This window comes from Sphingobium sp. KKT206 (assembly GCF_055640555.1).
The window spans coordinates 385057-401785 of sequence record NZ_CM145764.1 but is presented as its reverse complement, the minus strand read 5'-3'; the positions used below and the strand labels follow the sequence as shown (position 1 = coordinate 401785).

General features: G+C 62.6%; 18 protein-coding genes. 13 read left to right on the top strand and 5 right to left on the bottom strand.

The window, feature by feature from the left end; all coding sequences use genetic code 11:
* Positions 1 to 101 precede the first annotated feature (101 nt).
* From ACZ2HM_RS01950 to ACZ2HM_RS01930, 5 genes are all read left to right on the top strand, one after another.
* Entirely contained in the window at positions 102 to 701 is a 600-nt protein-coding gene (locus tag ACZ2HM_RS01950; RefSeq protein ID WP_037473374.1) for a hypothetical protein, read from the top strand.
* A 65-nt stretch (positions 702 to 766) separates the two neighbouring features.
* Entirely contained in the window at positions 767 to 1171 is a 405-nt protein-coding gene (locus tag ACZ2HM_RS01945; protein WP_470426085.1) for a phage holin family protein, read from the top strand.
* Positions 1168 to 1503 (top strand): hypothetical protein, encoded by a 336-nt coding sequence (locus ACZ2HM_RS01940; protein WP_470426084.1) that lies wholly within the window; start codon positions 1168 to 1170, stop codon positions 1501 to 1503. The genes ACZ2HM_RS01945 and ACZ2HM_RS01940 overlap by 4 nt, the downstream gene beginning before the upstream one ends.
* The gene (locus tag ACZ2HM_RS01935) at positions 1496 to 2071 is read left to right on the top strand and encodes a DUF883 family protein (RefSeq protein WP_037477789.1); all 576 of its coding nucleotides are present in this window, start codon (positions 1496 to 1498) and stop codon (positions 2069 to 2071) included. The genes ACZ2HM_RS01940 and ACZ2HM_RS01935 overlap by 8 nt, the downstream gene beginning before the upstream one ends.
* A gap of 104 nt (positions 2072 to 2175) precedes the next feature.
* On the top strand, positions 2176 to 2400 hold the full coding sequence (locus tag ACZ2HM_RS01930) for a DUF4170 domain-containing protein (protein ID WP_037473495.1): 225 nt from the start codon (positions 2176 to 2178) through the stop codon (positions 2398 to 2400).
* Positions 2401 to 2454: 54 nt separating this feature from the next.
* Here ACZ2HM_RS01930 and ACZ2HM_RS01925 read toward each other — a convergent pair whose 3' ends face one another.
* The 3 genes from ACZ2HM_RS01925 to carB form a co-directional block, all read right to left on the bottom strand.
* A complete protein-coding gene (locus tag ACZ2HM_RS01925) occupies positions 2455 to 3093 on the bottom strand; it encodes a rhomboid family intramembrane serine protease (RefSeq protein WP_037473494.1) in 639 nt (212 codons plus the stop codon).
* 25 nt (positions 3094 to 3118) lie between these two features.
* Positions 3119 to 3595: a transcription elongation factor GreA gene (gene greA / locus ACZ2HM_RS01920; RefSeq protein ID WP_349634382.1), complete on the bottom strand. Its 477-nt coding sequence runs from the start codon at positions 3593 to 3595 to the stop codon at positions 3119 to 3121.
* Positions 3596 to 3674: 79 nt separating this feature from the next.
* The gene (gene carB, locus ACZ2HM_RS01915) at positions 3675 to 7010 is read right to left on the bottom strand and encodes a carbamoyl-phosphate synthase large subunit (RefSeq protein ID WP_470426083.1); all 3336 of its coding nucleotides are present in this window, start codon (positions 7008 to 7010) and stop codon (positions 3675 to 3677) included.
* A 57-nt stretch (positions 7011 to 7067) separates the two neighbouring features.
* Between carB and ACZ2HM_RS01910 the strand changes: the two genes are divergently transcribed.
* Positions 7068 to 7337, top strand: a complete 270-nt coding sequence (locus tag ACZ2HM_RS01910) for a FitA-like ribbon-helix-helix domain-containing protein (RefSeq protein ID WP_176482735.1) — start codon at positions 7068 to 7070, stop codon at positions 7335 to 7337.
* Between the two features lie 46 nt (positions 7338 to 7383).
* Positions 7384 to 7737, top strand: a complete 354-nt coding sequence (locus tag ACZ2HM_RS01905) for a type II toxin-antitoxin system VapC family toxin (RefSeq protein ID WP_409593725.1) — start codon at positions 7384 to 7386, stop codon at positions 7735 to 7737.
* 425 nt (positions 7738 to 8162) lie between these two features.
* Here ACZ2HM_RS01905 and ACZ2HM_RS01900 read toward each other — a convergent pair whose 3' ends face one another.
* Both ACZ2HM_RS01900 and carA read right to left on the bottom strand, forming a co-directional pair.
* A complete protein-coding gene (locus ACZ2HM_RS01900) occupies positions 8163 to 8531 on the bottom strand; it encodes a ribonuclease E inhibitor RraB (protein WP_037473487.1) in 369 nt (122 codons plus the stop codon).
* Complete coding sequence (gene carA, locus ACZ2HM_RS01895) at positions 8528 to 9706, bottom strand: glutamine-hydrolyzing carbamoyl-phosphate synthase small subunit (protein ID WP_470426082.1); 1179 nt, start codon at positions 9704 to 9706, stop codon at positions 8528 to 8530. The genes ACZ2HM_RS01900 and carA overlap by 4 nt, the downstream gene beginning before the upstream one ends.
* Before the next feature lie 160 nt (positions 9707 to 9866).
* On the opposite strand from carA, the gene ACZ2HM_RS01890 reads away from it, so the two are divergent.
* The 6 genes from ACZ2HM_RS01890 to ACZ2HM_RS01865 all read left to right on the top strand — a co-directional run bounded on the left by ACZ2HM_RS01890 (position 9867) and on the right by ACZ2HM_RS01865 (position 16712).
* Positions 9867 to 10319, top strand: coding sequence for a GatB/YqeY domain-containing protein (locus ACZ2HM_RS01890; RefSeq protein ID WP_470426081.1), 453 nt, complete (start codon positions 9867 to 9869; stop codon positions 10317 to 10319).
* Between the two features lie 159 nt (positions 10320 to 10478).
* Complete coding sequence (locus ACZ2HM_RS01885) at positions 10479 to 10886, top strand: GIY-YIG nuclease family protein (RefSeq protein ID WP_333972829.1); 408 nt, start codon at positions 10479 to 10481, stop codon at positions 10884 to 10886.
* On the top strand, positions 10883 to 12787 hold the full coding sequence (gene dnaG, locus ACZ2HM_RS01880; protein ID WP_037473481.1) for a DNA primase: 1905 nt from the start codon (positions 10883 to 10885) through the stop codon (positions 12785 to 12787). Before ACZ2HM_RS01885 ends, dnaG begins: the two co-directional genes overlap by 4 nt.
* A gap of 112 nt (positions 12788 to 12899) precedes the next feature.
* Positions 12900 to 14957, top strand: a complete 2058-nt coding sequence (rpoD, locus tag ACZ2HM_RS01875; protein ID WP_069064913.1) for an RNA polymerase sigma factor RpoD — start codon at positions 12900 to 12902, stop codon at positions 14955 to 14957.
* A 141-nt stretch (positions 14958 to 15098) separates the two neighbouring features.
* Positions 15099 to 15779, top strand: a complete 681-nt coding sequence (locus ACZ2HM_RS01870; protein WP_069064914.1) for a DUF6975 family protein — start codon at positions 15099 to 15101, stop codon at positions 15777 to 15779.
* Between the two features lie 87 nt (positions 15780 to 15866).
* The gene (locus tag ACZ2HM_RS01865) at positions 15867 to 16712 is read left to right on the top strand and encodes an AAA family ATPase (protein ID WP_037477788.1); all 846 of its coding nucleotides are present in this window, start codon (positions 15867 to 15869) and stop codon (positions 16710 to 16712) included.
* The last annotated feature ends 17 nt before the right edge of the window (positions 16713 to 16729 follow it).

The window sequence follows — 16729 nt, the reverse complement described above, 5'->3', positions numbered from 1 at the left end:
TGACGGCAACGGAACTGCATGCCGCTGCGGAGCATTTGGAATATAACCACCTGCCGCCTCGCGCGGCGCACCATGCTGCATCAAGAGGGAGATTGAGGACGATGGTTGATACCCCGGTAACGCCGGCCGCCAAGCGCGGACGCCCCCCCAAGGCCAAGACCCTGGATACCGCCGCCAGCGCCGTCGCCGTGAAGGCCGAGCCGCTCAAGAAAGCCGCGACGGAAGCGGCCTCAGACGCCGCCGCTGACGTGGAGAGCGCTGCAAAGGGTCTGAGCGCACAGATCAAGCCGATCAAGGAGCAAGCCGAGAAGGCAGCCAAGGCTGCGGCCGAGAAGTTGAACGCGGTTGATTGGAAAGCCCATATCGACCCGATCAAGGAACAGGCTGGCAAGACCGCCAAGTCCGCCGCGGGCGTCGCCAAGGACAAGACCGGCACGGCCATGCAGAGCCTGTCCAAGCTGATCGCCGACACGGCTGCCACGGTCGACGCAAAACTCGGCCCGCAATATGGCGATTATGCCCGTCAGGCCGCCGAACAGGTTGCCGGTGCAGCAGACAGCCTCGACAATAAGGATGTCGATCAGTTGATGGCCGAAGCGCGCGATTTCGTGCGTAAGAGCCCGGCTGTCGCGATCGGCGCGGCCGCCGTTGTCGGCTTCGTGTTGATGCGCCTTGCCAAAGGGTCGGACGACAAGGCCTGAGGGTTTGCCGTTCCGGCTTTCCCGTCACTGAAACGAAAGGCTCCGGTTTCGGGGCGGAGGATCTATTGACACAAGAGCCAACGGAAACGGCGGTTACGCCGCACGCCGAAGGATTGGAGCCAGGCGGTCCGGAAGAGGGCGCACGCACCGAAAGCGTGCGTGACGCCTTCGCCCGCCTGTACGCCGATGGCCGGGCCTATGCCTCGGCCGAGGCGGACAAGCAGAAACTGCGGCTCAGCATCGTCGGCGTCGGCGTTCGCAATGCGGCGGTGTTGGGACTAGTGGCGCTCATGCTCGCCTTTGCCAGCATCGTGGCGTTGCTGGTCGGTCTTGTCGTGGCCTTGTCCCGCCATCTCGACCCTTTGTGGGCGACGCTGATCGTGGCCGGCGGCGGGCTGCTCGTGACGATCCTGCTGCTGCTGATGGCCAAAGGCTGCATCACCCGCATGAAGAAGGCGATCACGCCATGACGCAGGAATTGGCTTATCGAGAGGCCTGCGCCCGCGCCGACCTGGCCCGCGCGCAGATGAAGATCAGCGCCGCGCAAGCGAAGGCGCGGATCGCGCCTGCACTTCTGATTCAGGACGCCAAGGATAAGGCGATCGACAGCGTTTCAGGCGCGGTATCGAGCGCGGTGGCTCTCGGCGCAGCCAAGGCGCAGCAACGCCCCGTTGCCGTTGGAGCAGCCGCTGCCGCGTTCGCGCTTTTTCTGGCGCGGGGGCCGATCACGGCACTTTTCCAACGCTTATACGTTCGTTTCAGGAACACCCCAACAGATATGCCGGAGAATGACCATGGCTGACATTCGTGCCCAAGTGAACCGTGCCCGTGAAGCGGCGAATGACGCCGCCTCGACCGCAACCGACCGCATCCGTGAAACCACGGCCAAGGCGCGCGAAGGCGCTGGCGAACTGGTGCAGACCGGCCGCGACAAGGCGGGCATGGCCTATGGCGACGCGCGCGACAAGACGCAGCGCGCCGCAAGCCGCGCCAACCAGATCGTGCAGGACCATCCGGTCGCCGCGGTTGCTGGTGCGATCGCCGTTGGTGCCGTCGTGGCGTGGATGTTCCCCAAGAGCCGCGCGATGATGAAGGCCTTGCCGGGTCTTGCCGTTACCGCCGGATCGCGGGTTGCCGAAGCGGCGCTCGCCGCCCGCGCGGCGGCAGCCGAGGGCGCTGAAACGGTGAAGACCAATGCCGCCCATGCCCTGCACAGCGCGGGCGACGCCGCTTCGCATGCACGCGATAATCTCACTTCGGCCGATCTGTCGGCCAAGGCATCGAAGCTAGCCGATGACGTGACCTCGCTTGTGGCGCACCGTATTGAAGCGCTGGGCGATGCGATCAAGGCGCGGTTGCCCAAAAGCTAATCGCAACGACGTGAAAAGCATGCCAACACGGCTTTAGTCCCCCTTGGATGGGGCGTGCGGCGCTGCTAGGGTCGCCGCCCACCCAAGGGAGATAATAAAACGCCATGAGCAAAATGCATCTGGTGCTGGGCGGTCGCGTAACCGATCCGCAGACGCTCGAATTTCAAGACCTCAGCAAAGTCGACCTGGTCGGCGTGTTTCCCGACTATGCCTCGGCCGAAAAGGCTTGGCGCGGCGCGGCGCAGCGCACGGTGGACGACGCCGAAATGCGTTATGTGATCGTGCATCTGCATCGCCTGCTGGAACCCGAACTGCCCAAGGCGGACTGAAACTGACCATAGCCGTTCCTCGCATGAAACCGGGGAACGGCTATTTTCTAGTAACTAATTAACCGCGCGCGGCCTTTTGCGGAAGCGCCAGCGGAGCAGCGGCCGAGTCAAAGCCAGCCCGGCAAGAAAGCCGCCAATATGCGCGGCGACCGCAATCTGTCCCAGATCGCCCATGCCCCCGGCGGTGGCGAATCCGATCATCAGTTGCAGCGCGATCCAGCCGCCAGCCAGCCAAGCCAACCGCACGATATTGGCCGAAAACGGCCCGATCCGGCGTACCTGTTGCTGGCTATAGAGCAAGGCATAGGTCGCCACGACAGCCGAAATGGCCCCGCTCGCGCCTACCATAGGACCGGTCGAACCCGGATCGATCAGCCACTGCGCCCCGCAAGCCGCATAAGCGCCCACGCCATAAAGCAACAGCGTTGGTCCCTTGCCCAGCACATGTTCAACATGCCGCCCGCAAAAGACGAGCATCAACATATTGAAGCCGACATGCAGCCACCCGGCATGGATGAGCGTGCAGGTGAGCGGCGTTAGCCACCACGGCACCGCCGCCAGTCCAGCCAGCAGGTCGGGATCGCCCACGCGCGCGGGGATGAACCCGCCCAGCACGGCTGCATTGTCGATATGACCCGTCAGATACAGGATCAGGAACACGGCGAAACTGATCGCCGCGATCCCGTTCGTCATGGGGCCAGCGGGCAATTTCACGGGATCAGATGAACTCGATTTTCTCGACCGAGTAGAATTTGTCACCCGACGGCACCGATACCTCGACATCTTCGCCGACGGTACGACCGATCAGCGCGCGCCCCAGCGGGCTGTTGTACGAGATCATGCCCGCCTTGGCATCCGCCTCGGCCTGGCCGACGATTTGATATTTCACCGGCTTGTCATCTTCATCGAGCAAGGTCACGGTCGCGCCGAACACGATCTTGTTGCCTGACAGCGTCGCGGGATCAATGATCTGCGCGCGCGACAGCTTGTCTTCCAGATCGTTGATCGTGGCCTCTACCTGGCCCTGCCGTTCCTTGGCGGCGTGATATTCCGCATTCTCGGACAGGTCGCCATGGGCGCGCGCTTCCTCGATGGCGTCCACGATGAGGGGCCGTTCGGCCTTGAGTTCGCGCAGCTGCGCATTGAGCTTGTCATAGCCCATCTGCAGCATCGGCATCTTCTCAACGGTCGCCATTTTGCAAATCCTTCGTCAAAACTTCCCTTTGGCGGCCCGAACAGCGGGCCGCCCGCAGCATGCTTCCTTGTGCAGGGGATCAGGCGTGCGACAGGGGATAATAGGACTGGAGCGAGCGCACTTCAAGGGGATGCTCCCGCAAAGCCTCGATCGCATCGGCCGCAGCGACGCTGGCGGCCGCCGTGGTGAAGCTGGCAACCTTGCCGCGCAGCGCGCTGGTGCGAATCGCCTTGCTGTCCTTCAGCGACTGCCAGCCCTCGGTCGTGTTGAAGATCAACTGCACGTCGCCATCGGTGATCTTGTCCACGATATGCGGACGCCCCTCGGCGACCTTGTTCACCTTTTCCACCGCAATACCATGGTCCGCCAGATAATCGGCCGTGCCGCCCGTCGCGATGAGCGTAAAGCCCATATCGACCAGCTTGCGCGCGGCGGGCAGGATCACCGGCTTGTCGCTATCCTTGAGCGAGATGAACACCGTGCCGCTCGTCGGCAGCAGCGTCCCCGCGCCGATCTGCGCCTTGGCGAAGGCAGTAGCAAAATTGCTATCGATTCCCATGACTTCGCCGGTGCTCTTCATTTCCGGCGACAGGACGGGATCGACACCGGGGAAGCGCCCGAACGGGAAGACCGCTTCCTTGACCGCGACATGGTCGATCGCATTGCGGTCGATCTTGGGCAGGTCGCGGATCTTCTCGCCCGCCATCACGCGCGCGGCGATCTTTGCGATCGGCGTACCGATCGCCTTGGCGACGAAGGGCACCGTGCGGCTGGCGCGCGGGTTGACCTCGATCAGATAGACCATCCCATCCTTCACCGCGAACTGGATGTTCATCAGGCCGCGCACCGACAGCGCATGGGCCAATACCTCGGTCTGCCGTTCGATCTCGGCAATGATCTCGTCGGACAGACTGTAGGGCGGCAGCGAGCAGGCGCTGTCGCCCGAATGGACCCCCGCCTCCTCGATATGCTGCAACACGCCAGCGACGACGACATCCTCGCCATCGCACAGCGCATCGACATCGACCTCGATCGCGTCGCGCAGATATTGGTCGATCAGCACCGGTGATTCGCCCGAGACCTGGACGGCGGTGGTGATATATTCCTCCAGCTGCGCCTGCCCGTCGACAATCTCCATCGCCCGGCCGCCCAGCACATAGCTCGGCCGCATCAGCACCGGATAGCCGATGCGGTTGGCGACCGCGATCGCCTCCTCCCGGCTGCGCGCAATGCCGTTGGCGGGCTGGCGCAGTTTGAGCTTGTCGATCAGCGCGGCGAACCGCTCGCGATCCTCGGCCAGGTCGATCGCATCGGGCGAGGTGCCCAGGATCGGGATGCCCGCATCCTCCAGCGCCTGTGCCAGCTTGAGCGGGGTCTGCCCGCCGAACTGCACGATCACGCCCTTGAGCGTCCCGTTGGTCATTTCGATGGCCAAGATTTCCAGCACATCCTCAGCGGTCAGCGGCTCGAAATAGAGGCGGTCCGATGTGTCATAGTCGGTCGACACCGTTTCCGGGTTGCAGTTGACCATGATCGTCTCATAGCCCGCCTCCGACAGCGCGAAACAGGCATGGACGCAGCAATAGTCGAACTCGATCCCCTGCCCGATCCGGTTCGGCCCGCCGCCCAGAATCACGACCTTCTCGCGATCGGTCGGGGCGGATTCATTCTCCGCTTCCCCAAAGATCGGCGCTTCATAGGTCGAATACATGTACGGCGTCTTCGCCGCGAACTCGGCCGCACAGGTGTCGATCCGCTTGAACACCGGTCGCACGCCGAGCTTATGGCGCAGCTTGCGCACCTCCGCTTCGGTCACGCCGCCGGTCATCGCCTTGACCGCTTCGTGGATCAGGCCCGACCCACGCGCAATGCCCCGCTCCATGCCGCGCAGATTGGCGGATTTGAGCGCCAGATAGGCCAGGCGCTTGTCGGAAAAGCCCATGGACTTGAGGTGCCGCATGCCATCGGCATCGCGCGGCAGGCCATTCTCCAGCACCTGCGCTTCGGCCTCGACGATCTCCTTGATCCGTTCCAGGAACCAGGGATCGAACTTGGCGATATTGTGGATCTCCGCGACGGTCAGCCCTTCGCGCAACGCCTGCGCCGCGACCAGCAGCCGGTCGGGCGTCGGCTGCGCCAGGGCAGCGACGATGTCGTCCTTGGGCGCGCCCGCCAGATGATCCACATCATTGAAGCCGCACAGCCCGGTTTCGAGGCCGCGCAGCGCCTTCTGCATCGATTCATGGATGTTGCGGCCGATCGCCATCACTTCCCCGACCGACTTCATCGCGGTGCCGAGCAGCGGCTCGGCACCCTTGAACTTCTCGAACGCGAAGCGCGGGATCTTGGTCACGACATAGTCGATCGTCGGTTCGAACGAGGCCGGGGTCGCCCCGGTAATATCATTCTCGATCTCGTCGAGCGTATAGCCAACCGCCAGCTTCGCCGCGACCTTGGCGATCGGGAAGCCAGTAGCCTTCGATGCCAGCGCCGACGAGCGCGACACGCGCGGGTTCATCTCGATCACGACCAGGCGCCCATCCTTGGGATTGACCGCGAACTGTACGTTGGAACCGCCTGTTTCCACGCCGATTTCACGCAGCACCGCAATGGATGCGTTGCGCATGATCTGATATTCCTTGTCGGTCAGCGTCAGCGCCGGGGCGACGGTGATGCTGTCGCCGGTATGGACGCCCATCGGGTCCACATTCTCGATCGAACAGATGATGATGCAATTGTCGTTGCGGTCGCGCACGACCTCCATCTCATATTCTTTCCAACCAAGCAGCGATTCCTCGATCAGCACTTCGGTCGTCGGCGACGCATCCAGTCCGCCGCGCACGATGGTCATGAACTCGTCGCGATTATAGGCGATGCCCCCGCCCGTGCCGCCCATGGTGAAGCTCGGCCGGATGATCGACGGAAGCCCGGTAAATTCCAGCCCTTCCAGCGCCTCTTCCATCGTATGCGCAATGCGCGAGCGCGCCGATTCCAGCCCGATCTTGTCCATCGCATCGCGGAACTTGATCCGGTCCTCCGCTTTGTCGATCGCTTCTGCATCCGCGCCGATCATCTGGACGCCGTACTTCGCCAGCGTCCCGTCGTTGAACAGCGCCAGCGCCGTGTTCAGCGCCGTCTGCCCACCCATCGTCGGCAACACCGCATCCGGCCGCTCCTTCTCGATGATCTTCGCCACGATTTCGGGCGTGATCGGCTCGACATAGGTCGCGTCGGCAAATTCCGGGTCGGTCATGATCGTCGCCGGGTTGGAATTGACGAGGATGATGCGATAGCCCTCCTCCTTCAACGCCTTGACCGCCTGCGTGCCCGAATAATCGAACTCGCACGCCTGGCCGATGATGATCGGGCCAGCGCCGATGATGAGGATGGAGGAGATGTCGGTGCGTTTGGGCATTGTTTAGAGTGCTCTCATTGAATAGGTTGATTGCAATGCAATCATGGGAGACGGGCGATGGGTAGCGTTACGATCCGCAACATCGATGATGCCGTTAAGGAAGGCGCTCGATTGTCGGCGGCGAAAAATGGGCGTTCGCTGGAAGCCGAACTGCGAATTTTGCTCGAACAGACTTATGCGCCGACGGCACCCGATGCCGCGCAAATTCGCGATCTGACGGGCGACGACTGGGTTCATGACCTGATTGCGATTGCAGGCGGCGCAGGGCTGGAACTGCCGGCTCGGCAAGATCATCCCGCTGATCGCGAGATTTTTGGTGCTGATTGACACGAACGTCTGGAGCGTACTCGCCCGGCCCAGACCGGAGCCCAAGGTGATCGCCTTTCTGGCCGCCAATCGCGCAAATTGCACATTATCCACCATCGTATTAGCAGAAATGGAATATGGCATCGCCAAAGCGATCGACGCCACGCATCGGTCGCGCCTTATCGCCTTCAGAAACCGGATCGAAACACTATTGATCGACCGGATCATAAAGCCCGATGAGGCAACAGCCGTTGTATGGGGACGCCTGAAGGCCGAACTGGAACGCGCCGGACAGATAATCGCAGACATGGACCTGCTGATCGCATCGCAAGCAATTGCAGCCGGTATACCAGTCGTCACCCGCAACGTATCAGACTTCGCCCGGACAGGTGCCGCCATCATCAATCCTTGGGAGCCATGAGCGCCTGCGCGCGCGAACAATCAATCTCGCACGCCTGGCCGATGATGATCTGACCAATGCCGATGCTGCGGATAATTGAGATCTCGGTGCGTTTAGGCATTAGTTCAGCCTGTTATCGGTCAATGTAGTGCCCACTGGTAAAGCGGCGTTAATGCAGTCGAGCGTCCGTGCATCGGACGAATAATGCCGAAACGTGAAGCCAACGAAGCTATCCGACGCTTCGATAGGTTCATATTTCGACACCCCGCACCTTTTCAAAAGAGCAGGTAATCTTGTAGCAGCATCTGGGACAATGGCCCCTTCAGCATCTGACTGGACACCGGCACTTGCGAACGCCCCAATCATATATTCCACGGAATTCGAGGCAGCGCTGCAACCCGAAGCGACAATAAGTATGGGCGCTGCGAAAGGAATCGCCCGGCTCATCAATGCACCGCCCCCGTCCGGGCCTCGCACCCCCAGCCGTCATATTCGACGCCGCACAATATCTCGATCTGCAGGCATTTCTTGGTCAACGCCTTGATTGACGCCTCATCCACCGCCTGTTCGCATTCCAGGAACAGGAACAGGTCGCCATCCTCATCCTCTTCGCGGTCGAGTTCGACCATGCCGAACTGGCTGGCAATTTCCAGGACGCGGTCGAAATCCTTGTCATTGCCCTTGAAGCTGACGTCCACGGCGCGCGGGATCATCGGCTTGTCGCCATTGGCGGCGAGGTTGGCGAGGACTTCGCGGTCCGCTTCCCACTCGGCGGCCAGCCGGGCTTCATCGACGGGGGGCAGTTTGATGCTCATGCCGCCACCGGCTTTTTCAGGCCATCGACGAACCGCTGGAACAGGTAGAAGCTGTCCTGCGGCCCCGGCGAGGCTTCGGGGTGATATTGCACCGAAAAGGCGTTCTTGTCGGTCAGTTCGATGCCGCAATTGCTGCCGTCGAACAACGACACATGGGTCGTGCGGACATTGGCGGGCAGCGTCTCGGCATCGACCGCAAAGCCATGGTTCATCGACGTGATCTCCACCAGGCCATCGCTCAGCCGCTTGACCGGATGGTTGGCACCGCGATGGCCCTGATGCATCTTGATCGTCTTGGCACCCACCGCCAGCCCCAGCAATTGATGGCCAAGGCAGATGCCGAAGATCGGCACGTCGCGCGCCAACAGCGCTGCGATCACCGGAACGGCATAGCTGCCGGTCGCGGCCGGATCGCCAGGCCCGTTGGAGAGGAACACGCCATCGGGGGCCAGGTCCATGATCTGCTCGACGGTCGCGGTCGCGGGCAGCACGGTTACGCGCGCGCCGGCCTGCACCAGATTGCGGAAGATATTATTCTTCGCGCCATAATCGATCGCCACGACATGCGGCGCGCCTTCGCCCACGGCGTTCAGGCCATAGCCCTTGCCCAGCGTCCAGCCGCCATCCTGCCACAGCCGCGTTTCCTGCCCCGTGACTTCGATGGCGAGGTCCATGCCCTCCAGCCCCGGCCAACCCGCCGCCTTCGCCGCCAGCGCGGCAAGGTCGAACGCACCATTGGGATCATGCGCGATCACGACATTAGGCGCGCCCTTTTCGCGGATCATCCGGGTCAGCGCGCGGGTATCGACCCCAGCGAGGCCGATGCGGCCATTATCCGCCATCCACTGGTCGAACGCCATGACGTTGCGGAAATTGGACGGCGCGGTCACATCCTCACGCACCACGCAGCCCAACGCATAGGGGCTGGTCGCCTCGACATCGTCCAAATTGGTGCCGACATTGCCGATATGGGGGAAGGTGAAAGTGATGACCTGGCCCGCATAGCTGGGGTCGGTCATGATCTCCTGATAGCCGGTGATCGCGGTGTTGAAGCAGAGTTCGCCGACGGCATCGCCCACCGCGCCGAAACCGCGCCCGAACACGGCGCTGCCATCGGCAAAAACCACGACCCCGGTCGCTCCTTTGGGCACGGTAAGGGTCTTGGCGTCAGCCATGAGATCAGCGTCCTTTTTTGCGTTGGCTTTGGAACCCGTCTGATGCGGGTTAAACGGCCGGTCACCTATGCCTGTGTGCGCTTGGGGTCAACGTCTGTTAAAAATCTCTTTTCACATTATATCTGTCGCTTTCCGCAAAGACACGAGGATTCGCTTCGCCATGATTCGCGAGCAGATAAAGAGCGCCCAGATCACCGCCATGAAAGCAGGCGACAAGGAACGCCTCGCCGCCGTGCGCCTCATCCTGGCCAAGCTAAAGGACCGCGACATCGAACTGCGCACCGCATCGACCGTGCCGGACGACGACGCCACGGTGGTCGAAGTGCTGCAGAAGATGGTCAAGCAACGCCGCGAATCGATCGAGATGTTCACCAATGGCGGCCGCGACGAACTGGCGGCCAAGGAACAGGTCGAACTGGACGTCATCGAAAGCTTCCTGCCGACGCAATTGAGCGAGGACGAGACCAGGGCCGCGATCGACGCAATCAAAGCGGAAGTCGGTGCGGCGAGCCTCAAGGATATGGGCAAGGTCATGGCCGTCCTGAAAGAACGCCACGGCAGCGTGATCGACATGAGCAAGGCCAGCGGCATGGTGAAGGCAGCGCTTTCGTGACACGATAAAAGCCCCTCCCTTCGAAGGGAGGGGTCACGCGCCCTTCCCCACCTCCGTTCGTTTCGAGCGAAGTCGAGAAACGCGGCAGAGCCAAGGCCAGCGACACCGATGGCGTGGGACACCGCTCGACACCGGCGCGGGTTCAGGCATATTCCGTCAATGGCGTTCTGGACCTATATGCTCAAATGTTCTGACGGCCGTTATTATACGGGCCACACCGATAATCTGGATCATCGAATCGCCCAGCACCATTGCGGCCAGGGCAGCACCTTCACCCGCGATCGCCGACCGGTGACCCTCGTATGGAGCGAGACGTTCGGAACGCGGATCGAAGCGCTGGAAGCCGAACGCATCGTTGGCGGCTGGTCGCGCGCCAAGAAGGAAGCACTGATCGCCGGGAATTGGTCCTTACTCTCCTACTTCGCCAGACCGCCGAAAGAGCGGGATGTGGGCGATGCATCTCGCACGCCAGATGACTTGGAAAAGCTGCAAGCGCAGTGCGAGCGTGTCTCGACTTCGCTCGACACGAACGGATCTGGTGCGTCTTCGCGGGAAGGGAGATTTTGAGTCTAACCCCCGCCTTTCTCGACGAACTGCGCATGCGCACGTCGCTGTCCACGCTCATCGGCCGCACCATCAAGGTGCAGAAGGCCGGGCGCGAGTATAAGGCCTGCTGTCCGTTCCATAATGAAAAGACGCCCAGTTTCACGATCAACGATGAAAAGGGCTTCTATCATTGTTTCGGGTGCGGGGCGCATGGCGATGCGATCCGCTGGATGACCGACCAGCGCGGCCTGCCCTTCATGGAGGCGGTGAAGGAATTGGCGCAGGCGGCGGGGATGGATGTGCCCGCGCCCGATCCGCGCGCCGCCAAACGCGCCGAAGCGGCCAAAGGCCTGCACGACGCCATGGCCGCCGCGCAGGATTTCTTCGCCGCCCAACTCGACGCGATCGAGGGGGCGGAGGCGCGCGCCTACCTCGGCAAGCGCGGCATCAGCGACGCCACCCGCCGCGCCTTCGGCTTTGGCTATTCGCCCGACAGTCGCGGGCGGCTGCGCACCGCGCTCAAGGAGTTCGGCGATCCAATGCTGGTCGAAGCGGGCCTGCTGATCGATCCCGACGCCGCCGAACCGGACAGTGACCGGGCCAAGAAGCGCGATCCCTATGATCGGTTCCGGGGTCGCCTGATGCTGCCGATCCGCGACATTCGCGGGCGCACGATTGCCTTTGGCGGACGGATATTGGGCCAGGGCGAACCCAAATATCTCAACTCCCCCGACACCCCGCTGTTCGACAAGGGCCGCACCCTCTACAATATCGACCGCGCCTCCCCCGCCAGCCGCCAGACTGGCCGGGTGATCGTGGTCGAAGGCTATATGGATGTGATCGCGCTCGCGCAGGCCGGGTTCGACGATGCCGTCGCCCCCCTCGGCACCGCGCTGACCGAGCATCAGATCGAGCGACTTTGGAAGATGGTCGAGGTGCCTATCCTTTGCTTCGATGGCGATTCGGCGGGGCAGAAAGCCGCCATCCGCGCTGCCACCCGCGCCCTGCCCCTGCTGCGCCCCGGCTACAGCCTAGCCTTCGCCACCCTGCCCCAGGGGCAAGACCCAGACGACCTGCTGCGCGCCAGTGGCCCGGCGGCAATGGACGCGGTGCTGGATGCCGCGCAGCCGCTGGTCGAGCGACTGTGGAGCCATGAACAAGGCTCAGCCCCGCTCGACACGCCGGAGCAGAAGGCCGCGCTCAAGCAGCGCCTGCGCGCGCTGACCGATGCGATCGCGGACCCCGATGTCCGCGCGCATTATGCCCACGCCTTTCGCGAACGCTATGACGCGCTCTTCTTCGCTCGCCCCGCCTTCACCCCCACGGCGCGCGGCTCCGGCGGCGGCAATGGCACCGCCCGCTGGCAACGCGACAAACGCGGCAACTGGAAAGCCCCGATCGGCCCGGCGGGCCATGAGGTCCGCGCCATTGGTGCCAGCGGCATGGAACAGCGGCTTTTGCGCGCGATTCTGGCGGGCCTTTTGCGCCATCCGGACCAGATTGCGCTGCATCGTGAGACGCTGGCGGGCCTGCCGATCGGCGATCCCATCCTCGCCCGGCTGGCCGATTCGATGATTAGTGCATCGCTACGCAAAGAAACTGTTGAAACACAGGGCCTCCTTACCATATTGGGGGCAGGTGAAGTGTATAATATGGCTAAAGGGATGCTCCGGGCCGACACGTTCACACTCACCCCTCACAAGATGACCGCTGACCCGGATCGCCTTGCGCGCGATCTGGAGGAGGCCATTCGGGTGATGGCGCAGGGACCGGAGCTTGAGGCAGCGCTGGCGGAGGCGACACGGCGGTTCAAGAGCGACGTCAGCGAGGAAAATCTCGCTGAGCAACAGCGCTTGCTGGCGCTCAAGGCCGACCATGACCGTCGACTGGCGGAACTGGCGCAGCCCGAAGACATTGTTTGAACGAGCCGTTCCCTCGCGGGGCGGCAAGGTTTGAACGAAACGTCCCTTTGGCGGACGATGCATTGGAATTGATCGCTCCCGCCAGAGGGAGCGGCGGAGTTAAGGCGAATAGATGGCGACCAAGGCGAACAGCAAGAATGCGGCGGGTGCAGGCGATGGTGGGGATGAAGGTGGCGATGCGCCCCTGCTCGACCTCAACGAAGCCTCGGTCAAGAAGCTGCTCGCCCGCGCCAAAAAGCGTGGCTACATCACCTATGACGAGCTGAACAACGCCCTGCCGCAGGACCAGATGTCGTCCGAGCAGATCGAGGATGTCATGTCCGCGCTCAACGACATGGGCGTCAACATCGTCGAAAATGAAGAAGCCAGCGAGGATGGCGAGGACCAGCAGCGCGAGGACGACAACGACGACGCCAACGAAGCGGCGGACGATGACGATGGCTCGCCCCGCCTGGTCACCGAAAAGAAGAAGGAAACGGTCGATCGCACCGACGATCCCGTTCGCATGTATCTGCGCGAAATGGGCGCGGTGGAACTGCTCAGCCGTGAGGGCGAAATCGCCATCGCCAAGCGGATCGAGGCTGGCCGCGACACCATGATCCTGGGTCTGTGCGAAAGCCCGACCACCTTCAACGCGATCATCGAATGGTCGACCGCGCTCAACAATGGCGAAATGCAGCTGCGCGAGATACTCGATCTCGACGCCATGCTGTCTAAAGACCCTGCCCCGGAAAGCTTGGAGGAAGGCGCCGAGGATGATGATGGCGAGATCAGCGAGAAGACCGCTGGCCCCAGCTTCAAGGAAGAAGAAGAGCCGGAGGAAGAATCCGCCGACGCCGATGAGGATGAGGACGGCAATGAACGCCGCCCCCGCCGCGTCGAAGAGGAAGAGGAGGAGGACAACACCCTCTCCCTCGCCCAGATGGAAGAGACGCTCAAGCCGATCGCGCTGGAGAAGTTCGCCACCATCACCGAAATCTTCCGCGCCTTCTCGGCCATTCAATCCTCGCGCATGCTCGCCATGGGCACCGGCGAAGTGCTCAGCCAGAAAGATGAGGATGATTATCAGGAACTGCGCGAAAGCCTGACCGCGCAGGTCGAAAGCGTCCAGTTCCATCAGCAGAAGATCGAATATCTGGTCGATCAGCTTTATGCCTATAACCGCCGCCTGACCGCGCTGGGCGGGCAGATGCTGCGCCTGGCCGAGCGCCACAAGGTGAGCCGCAAGGACTTCCTCGACCGCTACGTCAATTTCGAACTGGACGATGCCTGGCTCGACCGGGTCAGCGGCATCGACAAGAAATGGGCCGCCTTCGCCGCCGCCGAAGCGCGCGCAGTCGAGCGCATCCGTAACGAAGTCAGCGAAATCGCGCAGGCCACCGGCATGTCGCTCGGCGAATTCCGCCGCATCGTCAACATGGTGCAAAAGGGCGAGCGCGAGGCGCGCATCGCCAAGAAGGAAATGGTCGAAGCCAATCTGCGCCTCGTCATCTCCATCGCCAAAAAATACACCAATCGCGGCCTGCAATTTCTGGATCTCATTCAGGAAGGCAATATCGGCCTGATGAAGGCGGTCGATAAGTTCGAATATCGCCGTGGCTACAAGTTCAGCACCTATGCGACGTGGTGGATCCGGCAGGCGATCACCCGCTCGATCGCCGATCAGGCGCGGACCATCCGCATCCCGGTCCATATGATCGAGACGATCAACAAGCTGGTGCGCACCAGCCGCCAGTTCCTGCACGAGCAGGGCCGCGAACCGACCCCAGAGGAGATGGCGGAGCGCCTCTCCATGCCGCTGGAGAAGGTGCGCAAGGTGATGAAGATCGCCAAGGAGCCGATCTCCCTCGAAACGCCGATCGGCGACGAGGAAGATTCGCATCTGGGCGATTTCATCGAGGACAAGAATGCGATCATCCCGGTGGATGCCGCGATCCAGGCGAACCTCAAGGAAACGGTCACCCGCGTCCTCGCCAGCCTCACGCCGCGCGAAGAGCGCGTGCTGCGCATGCGTTTCGGCATCGGCATGAACACCGATCATACGCTGGAAGAAGTCGGCCAGCAGTTCAGCGTGACCCGCGAACGCATCCGCCAGATCGAAGCGAAAGCGCTGCGCAAGCTCAAACACCCTTCGCGCAGCCGCAAGATGCGCAGCTTCCTCGACCAATAATCTGCCGCTTTTCAGCGACATGAGAAAGGGCGGCCTGCGGGTCGCCTTTTTTCATGTCGGCGTAAACCGCTTCTTTACCCCCTTTTGCTTAACCTGCGTTGCGAAACCCGTCGGCGGATCGGGCAAGAAAGGAATCCTGGCATGAGTGAAGCGGCACCCCGCTACCAATTTGGCGACATCGCGCGGATATTGGAGGCGCTGGTCGCTGCCGATGGCACCGCAGCGCATAGCTATGCGCTGCGCGCGGGGACTGGCATTGCCCGTGACACGCTGCTGTCGCTCGGCGACCTTGCGGACGCGGCCTATTATCTCTGCCTGCTTCATGGCCGCCATCCCGGCGTCATCGATCATGCCGCCACCCGCTCGGCCGATAATGCCGCGCGCACCTGGCTGATCGAGGCCGCCGACGCCTTCGCTGCCGAACGCGCCTATATCACCCAGGTCACCGTCGCCGCCGGTCCCGTCCCCAGCACCGCTGGTCAGGCCGATTGCGAAACCGCCGTCAGCCAGCAACGCCACGCGCTCGACATGCTCGCCCAGTCCGACCGGCGCGGCTGCGCCATGGGCGCGGCGATGGCGCTGGTGCTCGACTGGCGCGCCGTGCGCCAGGTGCTTGATATCGCCGCCCTGCGCGCGGGTATCGAACCCCATGCCTGCACCCTGCCCGACCGCGCCGCCACGCTCGATGTCGCCCGCGCGATCGGCGGCGACGATGGCGTGGACCGGGCCATCCAGTTCGGCGCACGCCAGTTGCTCAACCAGCATCGCGGCCTGTGGGACTTGCTCGCCGCCCGCGCTGATGTGCGCGCGCGGCAGGACTGAACCCCACCGATACCGCCCACACGGCTTGCGCCCACGCTCTGCTTTGCCTAGTCCCGCCACAGTGACAGGCTAAGCAGGCGGACGATGATGCGTTTTGAAGGCACCCAGGACTATGTCGCCACCGACGATCTGAAGGTCGCGGTCAACGCCGCCGTGCTGCTGCGCCGCCCGTTGCTGGTGAAGGGGGAACCGGGCACCGGAAAGACCGTGCTGGCGCAGGAGATCGCGACCGCACTTGGCGCCCCATTGATCGAATGGAACGTCAAATCGACGACCAAGGCGCATCAGGGCCTGTATGAATATGATGCCGTCGCCCGCCTGCGCGATGGCCAACTCGGCGACCCGCGCGTCCACGAAATCTCCAACTATATTCGCAAGGGCAAATTGTGGGAGGCGTTCACGTCCCCCACCCTGCCCGTGCTGCTGATCGACGAAATCGACAAGGCCGACATCGAATTTCCCAACGATCTGTTGCAGGAACTCGATCGCATGGCCTTCCACGTCTATGAAACCGGCGAGACGATCGCCGCCGCCGACCGCCCCGTGGTCATCATCACCTCGAACAATGAGAAGGAACTGCCCGACGCCTTCCTGCGCCGCTGCTTCTTTCACTATATCAAATTTCCTGACCGCCAGACGATGCAGGCGATCGTCGACGTCCATTTCCCCGGCATCCAGAAAATCCTGGTGAGCAAAGCGATGGATATTTTCTACGAGATTCGCGACGTTCCGGGCCTCAAGAAAAAGCCCTCAACCAGCGAATTGCTCGACTGGCTCAAACTGTTGCTGAACGAGGATATGCCGCTCGACGTCCTCCAGAATAGCGACCCGACCAAGGCTATCCCCCCGCTCCACGGCGCACTGCTCAAAAATGAGCAGGACATCATGCTGTTCGAACGCCTCGCCTTCATGGCGCGTCGTCAGGGCAGGTAACGGCTCACCCCAACGCG

Coding starts and splice junctions, on each gene's coding strand:
- ACZ2HM_RS01950 (WP_037473374.1), top strand. CDS start 102: ATGGTTGATACCCCGGTAACGCCGGCCGCCAAGCGCGGACGCCCCCCC.
- ACZ2HM_RS01940 (WP_470426084.1), top strand. CDS start 1,168: ATGACGCAGGAATTGGCTTATCGAGAGGCCTGCGCCCGCGCCGACCTG.
- ACZ2HM_RS01935 (WP_037477789.1), top strand. CDS start 1,496: ATGGCTGACATTCGTGCCCAAGTGAACCGTGCCCGTGAAGCGGCGAAT.
- ACZ2HM_RS01930 (WP_037473495.1), top strand. CDS start 2,176: ATGAGCAAAATGCATCTGGTGCTGGGCGGTCGCGTAACCGATCCGCAG.
- ACZ2HM_RS01925 (WP_037473494.1), bottom strand. CDS start 3,093: ATGACGAACGGGATCGCGGCGATCAGTTTCGCCGTGTTCCTGATCCTG.
- greA (WP_349634382.1), bottom strand. CDS start 3,595: ATGGCGACCGTTGAGAAGATGCCGATGCTGCAGATGGGCTATGACAAG.
- carB (WP_470426083.1), bottom strand. CDS start 7,010: ATGCCCAAACGCACCGACATCTCCTCCATCCTCATCATCGGCGCTGGC.
- ACZ2HM_RS01910 (WP_176482735.1), top strand. CDS start 7,068: ATGGGTAGCGTTACGATCCGCAACATCGATGATGCCGTTAAGGAAGGC.
- ACZ2HM_RS01900 (WP_037473487.1), bottom strand. CDS start 8,531: ATGAGCATCAAACTGCCCCCCGTCGATGAAGCCCGGCTGGCCGCCGAG.
- carA (WP_470426082.1), bottom strand. CDS start 9,706: ATGGCTGACGCCAAGACCCTTACCGTGCCCAAAGGAGCGACCGGGGTC.
- ACZ2HM_RS01890 (WP_470426081.1), top strand. CDS start 9,867: ATGATTCGCGAGCAGATAAAGAGCGCCCAGATCACCGCCATGAAAGCA.
- ACZ2HM_RS01885 (WP_333972829.1), top strand. CDS start 10,479: ATGGCGTTCTGGACCTATATGCTCAAATGTTCTGACGGCCGTTATTAT.
- rpoD (WP_069064913.1), top strand. CDS start 12,900: ATGGCGACCAAGGCGAACAGCAAGAATGCGGCGGGTGCAGGCGATGGT.
- ACZ2HM_RS01870 (WP_069064914.1), top strand. CDS start 15,099: ATGAGTGAAGCGGCACCCCGCTACCAATTTGGCGACATCGCGCGGATA.
- ACZ2HM_RS01865 (WP_037477788.1), top strand. CDS start 15,867: ATGCGTTTTGAAGGCACCCAGGACTATGTCGCCACCGACGATCTGAAG.